Annotated in this window: 18 protein-coding genes; 14 read left to right on the top strand and 4 right to left on the bottom strand. The window is 28.5% G+C overall.

The window, feature by feature from the left end; translation table 4 throughout:
- Positions 1–41: 41 nt before the first annotated feature.
- Positions 42–2,186, bottom strand: a complete 2,145-nt coding sequence (gene ligA, locus VBM86_RS01405) for an NAD-dependent DNA ligase LigA (protein WP_323189609.1) — start codon at positions 2,184–2,186, stop codon at positions 42–44.
- Between the two features lie 131 nt (positions 2,187–2,317).
- On the opposite strand from ligA, the gene VBM86_RS01400 reads away from it, so the two are divergent.
- The 5 genes from VBM86_RS01400 (at position 2,318) to rpmA (ending at position 6,135) form a co-directional block, all read left to right on the top strand.
- Positions 2,318–3,463, top strand: a complete 1,146-nt coding sequence (locus VBM86_RS01400; RefSeq protein WP_323189608.1) for a trigger factor-related chaperone — start codon at positions 2,318–2,320, stop codon at positions 3,461–3,463.
- A gap of 221 nt (positions 3,464–3,684) precedes the next feature.
- Positions 3,685–5,067: a YitT family protein gene (locus tag VBM86_RS01395; RefSeq protein WP_323189607.1), complete on the top strand. Its 1,383-nt coding sequence runs from the start codon at positions 3,685–3,687 to the stop codon at positions 5,065–5,067.
- 54 nt (positions 5,068–5,121) lie between these two features.
- Positions 5,122–5,364, top strand: coding sequence for a hypothetical protein (locus VBM86_RS01390; RefSeq protein ID WP_323176736.1), 243 nt, complete (start codon positions 5,122–5,124; stop codon positions 5,362–5,364).
- Positions 5,365–5,567: 203 nt separating this feature from the next.
- A complete protein-coding gene (rplU, locus tag VBM86_RS01385) occupies positions 5,568–5,867 on the top strand; it encodes a 50S ribosomal protein L21 (protein ID WP_257089080.1) in 300 nt (99 codons plus the stop codon).
- A gap of 7 nt (positions 5,868–5,874) precedes the next feature.
- Positions 5,875–6,135, top strand: coding sequence for a 50S ribosomal protein L27 (rpmA, locus tag VBM86_RS01380; RefSeq protein ID WP_257089078.1), 261 nt, complete (start codon positions 5,875–5,877; stop codon positions 6,133–6,135).
- A gap of 56 nt (positions 6,136–6,191) precedes the next feature.
- Here rpmA and VBM86_RS01375 read toward each other — a convergent pair whose 3' ends face one another.
- Entirely contained in the window at positions 6,192–6,917 is a 726-nt protein-coding gene (locus tag VBM86_RS01375; RefSeq protein ID WP_323189606.1) for a DNA-processing protein DprA, read from the bottom strand.
- 168 nt (positions 6,918–7,085) lie between these two features.
- Here VBM86_RS01375 and VBM86_RS01370 point away from each other — a divergent pair, with 168 nt between their 5' ends.
- From VBM86_RS01370 to VBM86_RS01360, 3 genes are read left to right on the top strand one after another with little or no spacing between them, the layout of a single operon-like run.
- A complete protein-coding gene (locus VBM86_RS01370; protein ID WP_323188725.1) occupies positions 7,086–8,123 on the top strand; it encodes a 2-hydroxyacid dehydrogenase in 1,038 nt (345 codons plus the stop codon).
- Positions 8,101–9,192 (top strand): aquaporin, encoded by a 1,092-nt coding sequence (locus VBM86_RS01365; protein ID WP_323189605.1) that lies wholly within the window; start codon positions 8,101–8,103, stop codon positions 9,190–9,192. Before VBM86_RS01370 ends, VBM86_RS01365 begins: the two co-directional genes overlap by 23 nt.
- Positions 9,193–9,249: 57 nt before the next feature.
- Positions 9,250–11,397 (top strand): Tex-like N-terminal domain-containing protein, encoded by a 2,148-nt coding sequence (locus VBM86_RS01360; RefSeq protein ID WP_323189604.1) that lies wholly within the window; start codon positions 9,250–9,252, stop codon positions 11,395–11,397.
- 37 nt (positions 11,398–11,434) lie between these two features.
- Here the strand turns inward: VBM86_RS01360 and VBM86_RS01355 are convergent, their stop codons facing one another.
- A complete protein-coding gene (locus tag VBM86_RS01355) occupies positions 11,435–12,124 on the bottom strand; it encodes a ribonuclease HIII (protein WP_323189603.1) in 690 nt (229 codons plus the stop codon).
- The gene (locus tag VBM86_RS01350) at positions 12,124–13,032 is read right to left on the bottom strand and encodes a Cof-type HAD-IIB family hydrolase (RefSeq protein WP_323189602.1); all 909 of its coding nucleotides are present in this window, start codon (positions 13,030–13,032) and stop codon (positions 12,124–12,126) included. Before VBM86_RS01350 ends, VBM86_RS01355 begins: the two co-directional genes overlap by 1 nt.
- 311 nt (positions 13,033–13,343) lie before the next feature.
- Between VBM86_RS01350 and pyrH the strand changes: the two genes are divergently transcribed.
- The 6 genes from pyrH to VBM86_RS01320 form a co-directional block, all read left to right on the top strand.
- Positions 13,344–14,063 carry a UMP kinase gene (gene pyrH / locus VBM86_RS01345; protein WP_257089064.1) on the top strand — a complete coding sequence of 240 codons (720 nt, stop codon included), beginning with the start codon at positions 13,344–13,346 and terminating at the stop codon, positions 14,061–14,063.
- On the top strand, positions 14,063–14,614 hold the full coding sequence (gene frr, locus VBM86_RS01340) for a ribosome recycling factor (RefSeq protein WP_323189227.1): 552 nt from the start codon (positions 14,063–14,065) through the stop codon (positions 14,612–14,614). Before pyrH ends, frr begins: the two co-directional genes overlap by 1 nt.
- Before the next feature lie 54 nt (positions 14,615–14,668).
- Positions 14,669–16,036 (top strand): tRNA uridine-5-carboxymethylaminomethyl(34) synthesis GTPase MnmE, encoded by a 1,368-nt coding sequence (mnmE, locus tag VBM86_RS01335; RefSeq protein ID WP_323189601.1) that lies wholly within the window; start codon positions 14,669–14,671, stop codon positions 16,034–16,036.
- A 1-nt stretch (position 16,037) separates the two neighbouring features.
- Positions 16,038–16,841 (top strand): TatD family hydrolase, encoded by an 804-nt coding sequence (locus tag VBM86_RS01330; RefSeq protein ID WP_323189600.1) that lies wholly within the window; start codon positions 16,038–16,040, stop codon positions 16,839–16,841.
- Positions 16,841–17,620: a 16S rRNA (adenine(1518)-N(6)/adenine(1519)-N(6))-dimethyltransferase RsmA gene (gene rsmA / locus VBM86_RS01325; protein WP_323189599.1), complete on the top strand. Its 780-nt coding sequence runs from the start codon at positions 16,841–16,843 to the stop codon at positions 17,618–17,620. The genes VBM86_RS01330 and rsmA overlap by 1 nt, the downstream gene beginning before the upstream one ends.
- Positions 17,621–17,782: 162 nt before the next feature.
- Positions 17,783–18,333: hypothetical protein (locus VBM86_RS01320; protein ID WP_323189598.1), on the top strand; the 551-nt coding region annotated here is incomplete at its 3' end.

The following is an 18,333-nucleotide window of genomic DNA, read 5'->3' as shown; positions in this document are numbered from 1 at the left end:
TATAATGACTGGTTTTTTGTATAAAAAAATAGCAACAAGTGCTATTTAATCATTTCATATAAGTCTTGCTCACTTATAATTGGAACATTTAATTTGTTTGCTTTATCGAATTTAGTTGCTCCAACATTTTCTCCAGCAACTAAGTAATTTGTTTTAATTGAAATTGAAGATGAAACAGTTCCTCCATTTTGCTCAATGATTTTTGAAAGTTCATCTCTAGAAATTGAATGCGTACCTGTAATTACAAAAGTTTGATTTTTAAGTTTATCTGATTTAGGTTCATTATTTGATGATTTGTAAATTAACACACTGTCTAATTTTTGTATTAATTCTTTATTTTTATTATCTGTGACAAAATCTTTAAGTGATTGAACTATTTCAGGTCCGATTGAATTAATTAAAAGGTATTCGTCAAGGTTAATTTCGAATAGATCTGAAAGTTTTGTTAATTTTTCTGAAATCGTTTTTGCAACTACTAGACCTATGTTTTTGATTCCTAAAGCAAATAATGCTTTATGCAATTCAACATTTTTTGCTTCTTCAATAGAAACTAAAATGTTGTTTAATCTTTTATCAGCAATCTTGATTTTAACATCAGGATTTGATGAATTTTCTTTGAAGAATTCAAGAATTTCATCAGCTTTATCCTTTAGATTGAAAATTGAATATTGGTCTGTAATTCAACCTTTATCAAAGAAGAAGTTAAGTGTCTTTTCACTTAGTGAAACAATGTTAAGTGCATCTCTAGAAACAAAGAATGATAAGTTTCTTGTTAGTTTTTCATAACAGTTTGGATTTTCACAAAATTGGTCAACAATTCCACGGTATTCAACTAAAACTGAATTACAAGAAGGACAATTTAGAACCTTAGGGAAAATTGAATTTGTGTATTTAGTTTTTAACTCAATAATTTTAGGAATAATTTCACCAGACTTGATTAAAACAACTTGATCACCTATGTTTATGTTCATATTAAAAATAAAATCATAGTTGTGAAGTGTTGCGTTTGAAACTGTTGTTTGAACTAACTCAACAGGGTCAAAACTTGCTACATAAGTTATTTTTCCGGTTCTACCAACTGTAGCTACTATCTTTTTAATAATCGGATATGCTTCTTCCGTTTTGTATTTATATGCAATTGCATATTTAGGGAATTTAGCAGTTTTACCTAATAAATCTCAATATTCAAGTTGATTTAGTTTGATGACAAAACCATCACAGTCATATTCAAATGAATCTTTAACTAATTCAAACTCATTAATTCTTTTGATTATTGATTGAAAATCTTTTTCTACATAGTGATATTGATGTGTAGGTAAACTTAATGATTTTAAGAAATCAACAATCTGTGATTGTTCTTTTAATTCATGCTCCAAAGGATCTACAATGTCATACATAATTATTTGAAGATCTCTCTGAATGATTAATTTACCATTTTTCTGTCTTAAAGTACCTGCTGCCATATTTCTGGTATTAGCAAAATAATCTTCTGTAGGTTCTTTTGGTTCCTTTGGAAGTGTTTTGATTTTACCATTATTGTAATCACCTAATTTAGCTAAATAAGCTGGTCAAGTTTTATTAATAAATTCAAGTTTCTTCTCTTCAAATTCTTCTTTTAATTGTTCGTTAATTTCAAGGAATTTAGATTTGTTAATATAAATTTCCCCTCTTATTTCAATTGGTTTTAGATAATTAATTGTTTTAGGGATGCTTTTGATGATTAGAGCATTTTTAGTAACATCCTCACCAACTTTACCATCTCCACGAGTTACTGCATTTGCTAATTTACCATCTTTGTAAATTAATGAGATTGATAGGCCATCAATTTTCGGTTCAAGATTGAAGTTAATTTCTGATGAATTTATAGGTGCTGTAGCATTTTTAATAAAATCATTAACTTCTTCTTGTGAATATGCTTTAGCAAGTGAAAGCATTGGTTTTTGATGGGTATATTTAGAGAAGTTTAAGCTTGGAACACCACCAATTTTAGTTGTTGGAGAATCTTCTTGAATAAACTCAGGATACTTAATTTCCAACTCTTCAAGTTCTCTTAATTTACTATCATAAACAAAGTCATCAACAAGTGGTTTATCTAGATTGTAGTAAGCGTGATTGAGTTTATTCAACTCATTTGTAAGCTCAATAATGTAGTCTTTTATTTCGTTTTTTGTAGCAGGTATTTTCATATTTTTAAATTATATAGCTTATATAAAGTTTTAAACAAAATAAGCAAATTAGTAAGTTATTTGCTAAATTTTCAGACACATTATTTTTATATTTGTATATAATTAAAATATTAATATATTGAGGAGAAATTATGAAGTTCGAAATTAGAGAGTTCACAGTTGATAAAAAAGAATGATTAACTGTACAAAATAATGTTTTAAGTTACTTAGAATCAAATAAAAGAGAAGGACAGAAAATTGATCAAAAACTTATTTTAACATCAGCATCAAACGCTTATATGGATTCAGTTAAACAAAAATTAATGGAAGAAATGAATCTTAAAGATGCAGATAAAATTGCATTTTTACCAGTTCCACAAGATGTTAAATTCACAATTGAAGATTTTTCATTTAAATTAAAAGTTTTCTATGAAAATGACCTTGAAAAATATAATTTAGATATTAAACCTGAACCATTTAAGTTATTATCAAATGACTATAATGCAAAAATTGATGAGTTTTATAACTTATTTATTTCAGGTTACAAATTTAAACTTAATGTTGATAGAGACGTAGTTGAAACTAATGATAATGTAATCATTGAAACTAAACCTGCAGATATGCAAGAAGCTAAATTTGAAAAATATCAAATTATTGCAAATCCTGAAAGTGAACATCAATTTGAAAAACAATTAATTTGTGCAAAACTAGGAGAAGTTGTTACTGTAAATTATGCAGGAAGAGACTTTTTAGTTAAACCTATTCAAATTGTTGAAATTAAAGAAATGCCAATTACTGCAGAAAATGTTCACTTATTAAATATTGACCAAATTAAAAATATGGATGATGTTAGAAAATATGTTGAAAAAACAATTTTAGAACAAATTGTTAATGATTCTGTTTTTGCTTATGGTGAAAACATTTTAGGTCAATTATTAAAAGAATTTAATCAATTACTTGAAATTGACAATGAATTAATTGAAAACGATATGAAAGAATTTAGATTTAAAGAAGACTTCGCAGGAGATAAAAGAGAAGTTGTTAAATCTACAATTATGAACTACTTCTGAACTATGTTATTCAATAAGAAGTTAGGAATTAAAATTGAATATAGTGAAATGGAAGAAGAAAGACAAAAATTATTGACTATTTTTGGAGAAAAAGCTAACCAATTCGGTGTTCAAGCAATTTCAAATATTGTTTTACTTAAAAAACTAGGGACATACTACTTATCAAAAAATGAACCTACAGTTTTTGAGGAAAATAAAGAATACCTACAAAAGTATTTAAGTAAATAAATGTATTAAATCAAAAACACCTCAATAATGCCACGAGGTGTTTTTGATTTTTTATAAACTGATTACAAAATCTTCTAGCTTGAACTGATAATATATGTTTCAGTTTCACTTAAAAATTACAGTTTTATGACTATTTTGCAATTCTAATTATCATAAGAATTTTACTTATATGACTAGGAATTTTTTAATTATTTAATGGATAATAATATAAAATATGTTTCATGAAGAATAAAGATAATTTTGCAAATGAAAATTGCAATAAAACTACTACACCAAAATCATCTTGAATTACTAATTATTTCAAATTTAAGTCAAAGAAAATTGACCTTATTAATAAAGCTTCAATGAATCTGGATGCTAATAATTCAGCAGTGATAATTAACCCTGCTGATATTAAAAAAGAAGAAGAAAAATTAAAATACAAGATGGCCAAGTATTTAAATAATTCAAAACAAAGTAAGCTTACATTTAAGACGTTTTGGGTTAAATATTGATTAAAACTAGTGCTTACTTTTGTATCGGCATTAATTTTTAACTTTGGAATTCACATCTTTTTATCAAAAGCAGACACAATTCCTTCTGGAATTACAGGAATTCCTACTATTTTGCAATATTTATTTCCTATTTTAAAAAACTATTTTGCTTTAATTTATTTTGCATGCAATTTACCTTTATTCATTATATTTTGAAGAAAAGTCAAGTTCAGTTTTATAGGATTAACTTTATTCTTTATGCTTTGTTTACAATTAACAAACTTTATTTTCACAGAAGAGCATGTTCATTCATTCTTGTTTGAAAAAATCAATTTAGTTCCTATTGACTATGATAATTACAATGTATCAATTAAAGATTCTAAAGCAATTGTTGAAGTTGCTTCAACACCTGGACAAGCTAATTTAAAAGAATTAATTGATTTTAAATTAAACCCAAGTGCATTTAGTGCTGAGAAAGCTGCAGAATTTGAAAAATACGCTCAATATTCAATTGAACAACTAACACAATTAGCTTGATATTCAGATGGAATTAGCTGAGGAGTTTTACTTTATGGATGTCTTGGAGCAGTATTTATTGGTACAGGAATAGCTATTTCGTGAAAAGCCGGTGGTTCAACTGGTGGAACAGATATTATTGCTTATTACTTCTCAACAAAACACAAGAAAAGCGTTAGTTTAATTCTTGTTATTGTTGGTTTCGTAACAGCTGTTACATTTGTGCTTATTTATGGATTTGTTCGTCCAAATCCGAATGGTGAGTTATTTGGAATGAGAGAACTTTCAACATTCTCATACCTAATAGTTACTAACTTAGTTGTTGGTATGTTATATCCTAAATATAAGAAAGTAAACTTAACAATTATTTCATCAAATCCTGAAAGAATTATTGCTTACTTCAAACTTATTAATTACTGACACAGTTACAGAATTGAACGTTTCAAATCAGGTTACACGGGTAAAACTGCAATTAAAATTGAAACTACAATTCTTCTCCTAGAAGAGAAAAACTTAATTGCTGATTTAAAAATAATCGATCCTACTGTTTGAGTTTCTTGCTCAAAAGTAGCTAAAGTTTCTGGTAATTTCAATACAAACTATGTAGAACAGTAAAAAAACTGTTCTTTTTTGATCAATTTTTACTATATAAATGAAAGGAGGCTAACTATGAAACTTAATGATCTAAAACCACTAGAAAAAGAAAAGTATTCGCAAATTCAACCTGGTTTTTCATTTGCCGCTTTAGTTCCATTAATTCCATCGATAGTTCAAGGCGCAATATCTATTCTTGGTTTATTTAAGTCATTTACATCAAATTCAGGTTCAGTTAAAGGTAAAGATCAAGAATTCAAGTGAGATAATACTGTTAAGAAAACTTCTAATGTAATTGAAAATTACTTATTATTTTAAAAAATCATTATTCATGATTTTTCAATTTAAAGTCATCATTTCATTGAAAAAAATTTGTATAACTTCTATATTTTAAGACTAAAAAAACTTACTAATTTTACTTTATTGCTATATAATAAGCATGTTACATTTGTAACCGTACTAAAGAGGTTCAACAAGTGCATAAGCCACCTCAAAGACGAGCCACATTTTGGAGGTATTGCATGTTTGCAATTATCGAATCAGGTGGAAAACAACTTTTAGTTAAAGAAGGTCAAACAATCTTCGTTGAAAAACTTGAAGGTCAAGAAAACTCAGAAGTTAAATTTGACAAAGTTTTATTAGTTAACGATAAAGTAGGGAGACCTTACTTATCTAATGCTGTAGTTTACGGAACAATCGAAAAACAAGGGAAAGCAAAGAAAATTGTTGTATATCGTCACAATGCAAAGTCTACTCACAAAAGAAAATTAGGACACCGTCAACCTTACACACGTGTTAAAATTACAAAAATCGAAGGGTAATTAGAATATGGCACACACGAAAGCCGGTGGTTCTACCCGTAACGGTCGTGATTCTCATAGTAAGCGTTTAGGTGCTAAATTAGGTGATGGACAATTTGCAACAGCAGGATCAATCATTTACCGTCAAAGAGGAACAAAAATTTTCCCAGGACAAAATGTTGGTCGTGGTGGAGACGATACATTATTCTCAAAAATCGATGGATACGTAAAATACGAAAGCAGAAGAAACAGAAAGTATGTTTCTGTATATCCTGAAAGACAAAACTAATTTTAATTTATATAGTAAAACGTGCCACAGCAATTATGTGACACGTTTTTTTATTTCTAAATTTCATTAACAGAAGTAATTAAAGTAGCTCCAGACTTAATAAGCTGATTATTCAAATCACCAAAATCATCACTAGGAAAACATTTTATATCCTTACCAATATCAGCAAAGTAATTTACTAACTGTATTGCTTTTGAGTCTCCTTTTAACGAGAATGAAATAAATTGTTTGCTTAATAAAGAACTTAATAAATTTGCTTGTTTAAAATATTCTCTTCTAGGATGGCAATTTAAGGGATATTGAGATATATAAAGTTCATTTGGTTTTAAGGTTTGTTTTAAAATCTCATCATTAAAACCTTCTTTTAGAATGTGAATAATAGAACCATTGTGATTTCTATAAAAATCAACAATAGATTTTTCACTTTCTTTATAGTCATTGGTAATTAGCACATGAGAATTAACCATATTTTCAAGCTGTTTTCCAGAATTAAAACTATCTAGCAGGTTTCTTTCATCAACTAGATAAACTTTATTTTTGTTTTTAAGTAGTGAAGTGTTTCCATACATATAAAGCACATAAGGTGGATATTTAATAATGTTTAAATTCAAAGGATATTCTTCATCTAAAATGGTGATGAACTTTATTTTCTTTTTCACATACTCTTTTACTCATTGTGTTAATAGATTCATATCGATTTTCGGAATGCTTTTAAGATTTTTATAAATTATGTAGTTATTTCCCTTGTGTAAATTAGATAAATAAAATAATATTAAGTTCATTTTCTCCTCCTACTTACAATAGTAAATTTAGCTGAAAATGAACTATTTTTATACCTAGCACACTATTAGTTTAGTTTAAATAAAAAGCCTTTGTTTTAGTATAAATTTAATATAATTACTTTAAAAATTATTAGGTTTATTTTTATTCATTTTTATCTAGGAGAAAATATGAGAATTGCATTTTTCGATTCTAAAGATTACGATATTAAATACTTTGAAAAATATAATGATGGAAGACACGAAATTACTTTTTTTAAAGAAAACTTAAACTTAGATACAGTTAAGTTGGCTAAAGGTTACGATGCTGTATGTGGGTTTGTTAACACTTATGGTGACAAAGTAATTTTAGAAGTCTTAGCAAAAATGGGTGTAAAAGTTTGATTGCAAAGATCAATGGGATACAACAAAATTGATGTTGCTAAAGCTAACGAGTTAGGAATTCACGTCTACAGAATTTTTAACTACTCAGCTGAAAGTATTGGTGAATTTGCTTTTGCAGGATTATTAGCACTTAACAGAAATCTTTTAATTGCTAATAAAAGAGTTAAAGATTACAACTTCTCATTAAATGGACTTGATGGACTTTGTGTTGGAAACTCAACAATTGGGGTTGTTGGTTCAGGGAAAATTGGACAAACATTTATCAAGATTGCTAAAGCAACAGGTGCTAGAGTTTTAGTATTTGATGCATTTGCTCAAGATAACTTCCCTCAATTAGCTGAACAATTCGGATTTGAATGAGCTTCATTTTCAGAAATCTTACAAAACTCAGACTTTATTTCAATCCACTGTCCTTTATTACCTTCAACAAGATACTTATTCGATAAAGCTGCTATTGATATGCTTAAACCAGGAGCAATTATTATCAACACAGCCAGAGGAGAAATTATTGAATTACAAGCAATGATTGATGGGCTTAAATCAGGTAAAGTTCGTGGATTTGCAACTGACGTTTTAGAAAGAGAAGAAGGAAGATTTTACGAAGACATTTCTTCAAGAATTAAAGAACTTAAAGAACAAGATCCTCAATGAGCAGAATTAATTGAAATGGACAACGTTTTAGTAACATCACACCAAGCATTCTTAACAGATTTAGCTTTAACTCAAATAGCTAAAACAACATTAGAAAATGCAGACGCTGCGCAAGCAGGAGATTACTCAAAAGCATTAGTTTTATTAGAGAATGGAAAAATACAAAATGGTTAATACACAGGAATTATTGATTAAGAAAAATAGCTTTTTCAAAGATTTATTTAGCTTCTTTAAATTAAGAACATCAGAAAGACAAAATGCTGAGAAACCAGCTGATTTAAAAACTTGAATCATCCACGGTTTATCAGAATTTATCGGAACAATCTTTTTATCACTTGCATTAGCAGGTCTATCAATTTACACATCTTCAGGTAAAGTTGCTGAAGAATATATGTTACATAAAATCATTGTTGGATTTTATGCAGGATTTATTGCTGTTGGGGCAGTGTTATTCATCTTCTTACGTTGAAGTTGTGACCTCAACCCAGCTGTAACTATTTATCGTTATATAAACGGTAGAAATAATGGTTACTATGCTTTATATAAAATTGCAATTCAATTCTTAGGAGCATTTGCTGCTGCAGGATTTATCTATTTATTTGGATACTTATCAGTAGGGAAAAATGATTTACCTAATGCCCCAATTACTGCAATTGGTGCTTACAAAGCTTCTTTTGTTGCAGAATTAGAAAAAGGTTCAAATCCATCAGCAAACCACGTTTTAGCAAGTGGAACAGCGTGAATTTTCTTTGTTGAGTTAGTTATGACAGCTATCTTATTGTTCCCAATTTTTTCACCAAACATTAACAATAAATACCGTGATTTAATGATTATGTTCATCATTTCATTATCAGTGTGAATGGGACTTTTAGGTGAGACAGCAGCTATTAACCCAGCTAGAGGTTTAGCTCAACAATTACCTGCATTCTTTACATCAGAAGCTCATGTTGGTAAACATTTAGGAAAAAAAATTACTGAAATAGCCCCTGATTTTGGGTTCGATACTTCAGTAACATTAGAACAATTAAAAAATTCATTTGCATTTGATTCATTAGTTTACGCAACATTTGCTATGTTATTAGGGGATTTATTAGCTCCAGTATTCTATGCATTTATTCAAGGATTCACACAAAGAGTTGTAAACCCATTTGTTGTTAAAGTTATTGCATTTAAAAACTTTAGAGCAGACTCAATGACAACACCAGAAAAAGAAGCAAATAAATCAAACAACAATAAACAATAATAATCTTAAGAATCACTTCTTAAAGTGATTCTTTTGTTTCTAATAGGAAAGGATAATATGAAAAATAACGAATTAGCCTTGGAGTTAGCTTCAAAAGAATTAAACATTCCTACAAATCAGGTTCAAACAGTTTTAGAAATGTTATCAAATGGAGATACAGTTCCGTTCATTTCGCGTTATAGAAAACAACAAACTGGTGGACTTAATGAAGAACAAATCTATCAAATTGAATCTATTTACAAATACAAAGAAGAGCTTTTGGATAGACAACAAGCAATTATTAAAATTCTAAGTGAAAAGAATTTACTTACAGACAAGCTTAAGGAACAAATCTTAAATACAACTGTCAAAAGCGAATTAGAGTCAATTTATGAACCATTCAAGGTTGGTAAAATCACAAAAGCAACAAAAGCCATTGAACTTGGTTTAGAGCCACTTGCAAAGAGAATTTTTGATAATAAAAGCCCTCAATTTGATGTTGCAAGAGAAGCTAAAAAATATTTAACAGAACAAGTGCCTACAGTCGAATTTGCTATTGAGCAAGCTAATTTCATTATTGCACAGTGAATTTCACAGAATGTAGAAATTAAAAATCAAATTAAAGAATCAGTCTACAATTTTGGAAGAATTAAAACAACAAAGTCTAAAAAAGTTAATGATGAAAATGATGATTTAGTATTCTTAAATTATTATGATTTTATAACACCAATTAAATACATTAAAAACCACAATGTATTAGCAATTAATAGAGGTGTTAAATTAGATAAACTTAAACTTGAATTTGAGTACAAACGCGAACCATTGGTTATTATCATTTTAAAAGCTATAGATAAAACAAGAAACAACAAAGACAATATTATTGATGCGATTAATGATTCACTCAAAAGACTTATTTTACCTAGTGTAGAAAGAGAAATCTTTAGTGACTTATTTGAAATAGCTGAAAAAGCAAGTATTAATATATTTGCAAATTCAGTTGAAAAATTATTAACTGCTCCAGCAATTACAGGGCACAATATTTTAGCCATTGACCCTGCATATGTTAATGGATGTAAAATAGCTGCATTATCTGAAAATGGAGATGTTTTAGGTATTGCTAAAATTTACCCTAATAAGCCACAAGAAAAAGTCGCAGAGGCAACTAAAGTAGTTTTAGATTTTATTAACAAATATAAAATTACTATTGTTGTTATTGGAAACGGAACAGCTTCAAGAGAAACTGAATTATTTATTTCTAATATTATTAAACAAAACAATTTAAAGGTTAAATATGCTATTGTTTCTGAAGTTGGAGCTAGCGTATACTCAGCTTCACAAATCGCAATAGAAGAATTCCCTAACTTAAGTGTTGAAGAAAGAAGCGCGATTAATATTGGTAGAAAATTCTTAGACCCATTAAATGAGTTAGTAAAAATTGATCCTAAATCAATTGGTGTCGGTCAATATCAACACGACTTAAATCAAAAAGAATTAGAGCAATATTTAAACTTCAAAGTGCAAAAGGTAGTTAATGAGTTTGGTGTTGACTTAAACACTGCTACAAAGCATATTTTGATGTATATAGCAGGTTTAAGCAAGAAGATAGCTCAAAATATTATTGAATACAGAAATAGTAAAGAAAGTAAAAATTTCGAAAACAGAAATGAACTTCTTAAAGTACCGGGGTTAGGTCCAAAAAGTTTTGAACAGTCAGTAGGTTTTTTAAGAATATTCACTTCATCAAACTTTTTTGATAAAACAATAATTCACCCTGAATCATATAAATTAGCATCAAAAATTGTTGAAAAATTTAACTTAAAACCAAGTGAGCAAGGAATAGATGTTTCTAACTTAAATGCACAATCTATTGCTGATGAGTTAAATTCGGACATTTATACAGTTGAATTAATACTTCAATCATTAGCGAGTCCTACTAAGAAAATTGTTGATAATAAATCAGGGTTTATCTTAAAAGACAGTGTGTTAGATGTAAATGACTTAAAAGTTGGAGATACAATTCAAGGAACTGTTGAAAATATTACTGATTTTGGTATATTTGTTTATATCGGAATCAAGAAAAACTTATTTGTTCACGTAAGTAATTTAAACTTAAATCAAAATGAATCAATCTTTGATAAGTATTATCCAGGTTTAGTAATTAACTCTGAAATTACTGAAATTGACTTACAAAGAAATCGTTTAAGTGGAAAAGTTTTAGAGAACTAAAAAAATGAATAGACCAATGTATAAGGTCTATTCATTTTTATTTAAGCTTAAAATTAAGTTTTAAAACAGAGTTTAATGAGCTTTCACCATAAGTCTGTGTGAACTCATGGATTTGAGCAACAACATGTTTGCTAGCACCAAGTAAGAAATTGAAATTTCAATTCTTATTTTGTTCTTCCATATATTGCAATAAATGGTATCTTGCAATAATCGAAGCACATGCAACTGATAAGTGAATGTCTTCAGCTTTATTAACTAGCAATGTTGGTAATTGCAATTCATTTAATTTAGCTCAGTTATTTTCAATAAAGAATTTTTGATGATATTTTAATATTGAATTAGTTGTTGAATATTTATCAATAATAATTGCAGTTGCTTGAATTTTGTATTTTTTAGCTAATGTACTCAATGCACTTGCATGAGTGAAAAATTTAAGTTCATTAGCGTTATAAGACTTGCTTAATTTGTTATATCCAGCTTGTGTAAGTGTGTAAACGGAATATTCAATAAATTCCATTAATCTAGGAGCTAAAGATAAAATTTGTTTATCAGACAGTTTTTTAGAATCCTTTACACCTAATGAAGCGACAAATTGTTTAAGCTTATTTGGTAAATAAACTGCACAAGAAACAAGTGGTGTTCAATAATCACCAACCCCTGTTTCATCAACCCCAATTACTTGCTCCAAATCAACATTAAGTTGTTTGATATCATCAATATATTTCATTATTCTTCCTCGATAGCTTGAATTTTTCTTTTACGTGCGTTTGATTTTTCTATCTCGGCTTGTGGATTATCTAAGAATTTGTGAATGTATTCTCCGACCCCACCTTCTTTATTTGTTTTAGAAATTCTAATTGATGCATATTTTTTAACGTCTTTTGAAGCATTAGCCATAGCTACCGAAATGTTTGCAATTTTAAACATAGGAACGTCGTTAAATCCATCTCCTAATGCAATTGTGTTTTCGACTTTAATGTCGTAGTATCTAATTAACATACTTAAAGCTTTACCTTTGTTAGCTGTAATGTTAGTCATATCGAAAACAGGTGTTAAACCTTCCCCTTTTGATCAGTATGAGAATTCAGCTAAGTCACCATATCTTGATTTAAGGTATTTTCTAAGTTCTTCAATGTTTGTTGTCTCTTTAACGTCAAAGATAATTCCTGTAGGCATTAAAGGAATTTTGTATAAGTCTAAACCGATACGTAATTTTGAACTTGTTTTAAATCCGAAAACTTTTTCAAGTTCTTCATCACGGTGATCTAATTGAACTCAGTCTGGTCCTTCAATAGCGATGTTTGAAATTTCTTTTTTAACTTTAGGATCACCTAAAATGTATAATGCTTCGTTTAAGTTTAAATATTTAATGTAAGGGATGAATTCTTGATCATATGGATGGTGAATATGCGCTCCATTGTAGTTAGCAACGATTGTGTTAAGACCTAATGATTCATAAATGAATTTAGTACTTCTTCAAGGTCTTCCTGTAAGGATACATACAACGTGCCCTTCCTCTGTTGCTCTTTTAATTGCGCTAAGTGTTCTGTCGTGAATAACGCCTGTTGCACTAGATTGAAGTGTTGTACCATCTAAGTCAATAGCAAATAAAAATTTTTCTTTTTCTGCTGCCATAATCTACCTCTTTCTTTAAATTATTTTTGGAAAATTTTATTCCTATGGCATAGGAATATTAATTGAAAATACAACATATTTGTAAAATATGTTTATAAATTATAAAGTATTTTTTAAAAAACGGTAATTTGTAAGAAAAATTGTGAAAAATTCCGTAAAAAAGTGAAAAATTGCAGTTTTTATCCTTAAATTTAGAAATTTTGGAAAAAGTTAAAAAAAATAGTCTGAAAAATCTTTTTTCTATATAATTAGTTTAAACATTATTATTTATATTAAATAATAAAAACTTAACTTGTTAAATAGAGGTAGTGATGATTAAGTATCAAAGAATTCTTTTAAAACTTTCTGGAGAAGGTTTTGCAAACAAAGAAAAACATTTAGCAATTGACTATGACTTAGTTCATAAAATTGCATTACAACTTAAAGAAATTGTAGCTAAAGGTATACAAGTATCAGTGGTTATTGGTGGAGGAAACTTCTGAAGAGGTGCTTCTGCTGAAAAAAATGGAATTAACAGAAATAAAGCTGACTACATTGGAATGCTTGCTACAATTATGAACGCTATTGCCTTAGGTAGTGGTTTCGAGCGTGTTGGACTTAAAGCTAGAGTTCAAAGTTCATTAAACATTGATCAAAGAGTGGCTGAATATTACGTTAATGAAAAAACAATCAAATACTTAGAAGATGGTGAAGTTGTTATCTTTGCCGGAGGGACAGGTCGTCCATTCTTCACAACAGATACAGCAGCAACATTATATGCATCAGAAGTTGGTGCTCAAGTTATTTTAATGGGTAAAAATGGAACTGATGGAATTTACGATTCAGATCCTAAGAAAAATCCTGATGCAAAACATTATGATCACATCACTTATGATGAAATCTTAGAAAAGAAATTACAAGTTATGGACTTAACAGCCACAAGTATGGCTAGAGACAACAATATTAACTTAATTGTGTTTAACTTATTAGAAGAAAATTCAATTTTAAATGCACTTGAAGGAAAAATCAAACATACAGAGGTTACTAAATAATGGAATTAGATATTTATTTATTAGATTTTGCTGAAAAAGCAGAAAAAGCACTTTCACATTACCGTTTTGAATTATCAAAAATTTCAACAGGTAGAGCTAACCCTCAATTGATAAAAGGTATTCGTGTTAATTACTATGACACACTTACACCACTTGAAGAATTATCAAACATTTCAGTTCCTGAGCCACAACAATTATTAATCAAACCTTATGATATTACATCAGTTAAGGAAATTAATAAAGCTCTTGAAAAAGCAAACTTAGGTGTTATGCCAATTGATGAAGGAAGTCAAATTAGATTAAACTTCCCTCCTCTTACAACTGAAAAACGTAAAGAAATGGTTAAATCATTATCTAAGTTAACTGAAAATGCTAAAGTAGGTGTTCGTAATGCACGTCAAGATGTTAATAAAGCTATCAAAGCTGATGAAGAGTTATCAGAAGACGAACAAAAAAGATACTTAGATGTTATTCAAAAAGAAGTTGATAAAGAAATTAGTAAAATCGACAAAATCACAAGTGAAAAACAAGAAGAATTAATGAATAAATAAATGTCAAACTAGCTTTTTAGCTAGTTTTATTGTATTTATAAGAAAGGAGACAATATGACTAATGATACAATTGCAGCAATCAGCTCAGGTTCTCATATAAATCAACCAATTTCAATTGTTCGTGTATGTGGTCCTGATGCAGTAAATGTTGTTTCTAAAGTTTTTAAAGGAAAAATTGGTGCAGATCACACAATTTCATATGGTTTCATTCATGATAATGGACAACTTATTGATGAAGTTTTAGTTATGTCATTTGTTGGTAAAAAAGATGCAAATGGTAATGATGTATTCAATAACTATGTTGGCGAACCTTTAATCGAAATTAACTGCCACGGTGGAATTGTTGTTACGAACAAAGTTTTAAGTTTATTACTTGAAAATGGTGCCAGATTAGCTGAACGTGGTGAATTCACTAGAAGAGCTTTTTTAAATGGAAAAATGGACTTAATTAAAGCTGAAGCTATTCACGATTTAATTATGGCTCAAACTTCATCTCAAGCACTTGCATCAGTTAATAAATTCAAGGGAAAAACTTCAGGTTTAATTGATGAGTTCTTAAATAAGATTGCTGTTTTAATCGGTCTTGCTGAAGTTAATATTGACTACCCTGAATACGATGATGTTGAACGTTTAGATTCAATTAATATGTCAGAGAAAGTTTCTGTTTTAATCAGTGAACTAGAAAAAATAGTGAAAATTTCAGAGGATTCTAGATATGTTTTTGAAGGTGTTAAAGTTGCATTTTTAGGAAAACCTAACGTTGGAAAAAGTAGTATTTTAAATGCACTTTTATCAGAAGATAAAGCAATTGTTACAGATATCGCAGGAACTACAAGAGATTTAGTTGAAGCTACCTATAAAATCAATGATATGTTATTTAAACTTGTTGATACTGCTGGTTTAAGAAACACTCAAGAAATTATTGAAAAAATTGGTATTCAAAAATCATTAGATCAGATTGAAAAAAGTGATCTTGTAGTTCACGTTGTATCTGCAAATGAATCTGAAGATGATTTTGATAAATTAATTGAGCAAAAATCAAAAGAGTTAGGTAAGTTCTATTTAAAAGTTATGAACAAAAAAGACTTGCTAAAGACAGATAAGTCATTAGATGATAACGTTATTTATATTTCTGCTTTAAATAACGATATTGAAGCATTAGAACAAGGTTTAGTTTCAAACTTCCAGAATATCAACATTTTAGATGAGCGTATTTTTTCAAATACACGTCAACTTTCACTTATTAAGCAAGCTTTAAATTCGCTTAAGGATGCTAAAAATGCACTTGACAACTATGCAACTTTTGACATGATTATCATCGATTTATATGCAGCGTGAGATCAATTACAAAACATTAAAGGAAATGTAAACAGAGAAGACTTATTAGATGTTATGTTCAGCACTTTCTGTTTAGGTAAATAATATGAGTTCAAAGAAAAATAAATTTGTTGATGCACATAATCATTTATCAATGACTGCTTACAAACACGAAGACATTATTGATATGATTTGTGAGCAAGCTTATGCTAATAGACTTGAATTTATGATTGTTAATGGTGGTCATGCTGAAGAAAATAAAGAAGTTATCAAGCTAGCTAAAAAGTATCCTGATTTAATTAAACCTGTTATAGGAATTCATCCTGAAGATGGGGTTGATGAGAATGATTATTTAAGATATAAAGATTTAATTGATGAGACTATTGTTGGAATTGGAGAAATTGGATTAGATTACTTCTATGAAGAAGGTGTTCCATCAAGAGAAAATCAAATTAAATCATTTAGAAATCAAATCAAATTAGCACAAGAAGTAAACCTACCAATTGTTGTTCACATTAGAGATAAAATCGACCAATACCAAGCTTACCAAGATGTTTATGATATTTTAAAAGAGTTTCCTAACATCAAAGTTATGCTCCATACATTCGCCGGAAATATGGATTGAGCTAAGAAATTTTTAGAATTTAAAAATCTTTATTTTTCATTCAGCGGTGCTGTTACATATGGAACAACAAACCAAACTAGAGATATTATTGAGTTTTTACCACTTGAAAGAATTCTTACAGAAACTGATGCTCCGTTCTTAAGAGTTCATCCATATACAGAACAAAAAAATGAACCAAATACAGTTTTATTTGTCGCTTACTACATAGCAGGAATTAAAAAAGTGGGTATGGATAAATTCACAGATAGAATTAATAAAAATTTAAGGACTTTATTTAATTTATAATGCAAAATAAAAAAGAAGTTTATGCAAAAAAGAAGTTTGGACAAAACTTCTTAAAAGATCAAAACATTTTACGTAAGATAATCAATGTATTTGATGTAAAAGATCAAAAAGTGTTGGAAATAGGACCGGGTAGAGGTGCTTTAACTAATTATCTTTTAAATGCAGGCGCTTATGTAACTGCTTTTGAAATTGACACTGATATGGTTGATCTTCTAAATAAAGAAATAAACAATCCTAATTTTGAACTTATTCATCAAGACTTCCTGGAAGCTGATATAACTAATTTTAAGGACACTTACATTATTGCTAATATCCCTTATTACATAACAACTGATATTCTCTTTAAAATATTTGAAAACAAAGATAATTTTGAGGGTGTATTGGTAATGGTTCAAAAAGAAGTAGCGCAAAGAGTTTGTGCTAAACCTAATACAAAAGATTATTCAAAATTATCAGTTTCATCACAATTTTTAGCTGATTGTAAATTAGAATTTATCGTTCCTGCAAATGCTTTTTCACCTGCTCCAAAGGTGGATTCAGCTATTTTATCTTTGAGATTTAAAAATAATGTTTCATTAGATGAATGAAATTCAATTAAGGATTTCTTCAAATTATGCTTTGAAAACAGAAGAAAGAAACTTTCTTATTCATTACAAAATAAATATCCAAAAGATCATATTCTTAATATATTTGAACAATTAGGGTATGATGATAATTTAAGAATTCAACAATTATCAGTAGAGAAAATTGTCGAACTATTTAATATGTTAGAAAAGTAAGTGCAACCACTTGCTTTTTTCTAAATTCTAAAAAGTAAAATATTATAAAAAATACTAATAGTATTGAAAATAAGGCATATAAAAATTAGAGGTGAATGTAAAAAAAAAAAAAAAAGTATAATAAAAATATAGGACAAAAAACAATTCAGAAGGGACGTTTATATGAAAAAGATTGAATTTAGATTTAGTGAACAAAATCCAATGAAATTGGTTTTGGTTGAAAATGCTTTTGCTGGTGATATTATTGATTTGTCAAGCTTAAGTAATACAGAATTATTCATTTTAAGTAGCAGCATAAACAATGAAAGAAATGATGATATTAGAAATCAAGTAAAAACAGAAATACTTGAAAATCTTACAAATTTACCTGAATATAAAGTTAATGTTCAAGGTGTGATTGATGAGTATAATAAAAAGATTGCTGAGCTAAAAACAGAACTTGAAGTCTCAAAAAGTGCAAGACAAGACGAAATTGAAAAATTAGAATCATCATTTAAATTAGCTCACGAAAAAGAAAAACAAAACCAAGCTGATGCTTATAATGATTTAAAAAATCAGTTAAGTGAATTAAAGGCTTCGATGAATTCGACAATTGAAGCTGAGAAAAACAAGTTTGAAGTAAATAACATTAAGGCAATAGAGAAGGTTAAAGAAGAATACGAAAAAGAAAAACAAAACCAAGCTGATGCTTATAATGATTTAAAAAATCAGTT

Source organism: Mycoplasma sp. 21DD0573, assembly GCF_034863425.1.
GTDB lineage: Bacteria > Bacillota_I > Bacilli_A > Mycoplasmatales > Metamycoplasmataceae > Mycoplasmopsis.
The sequence above is the reverse complement of the archived record's forward strand: the minus strand, read 5'-3'. Positions and strand labels throughout refer to the sequence as shown.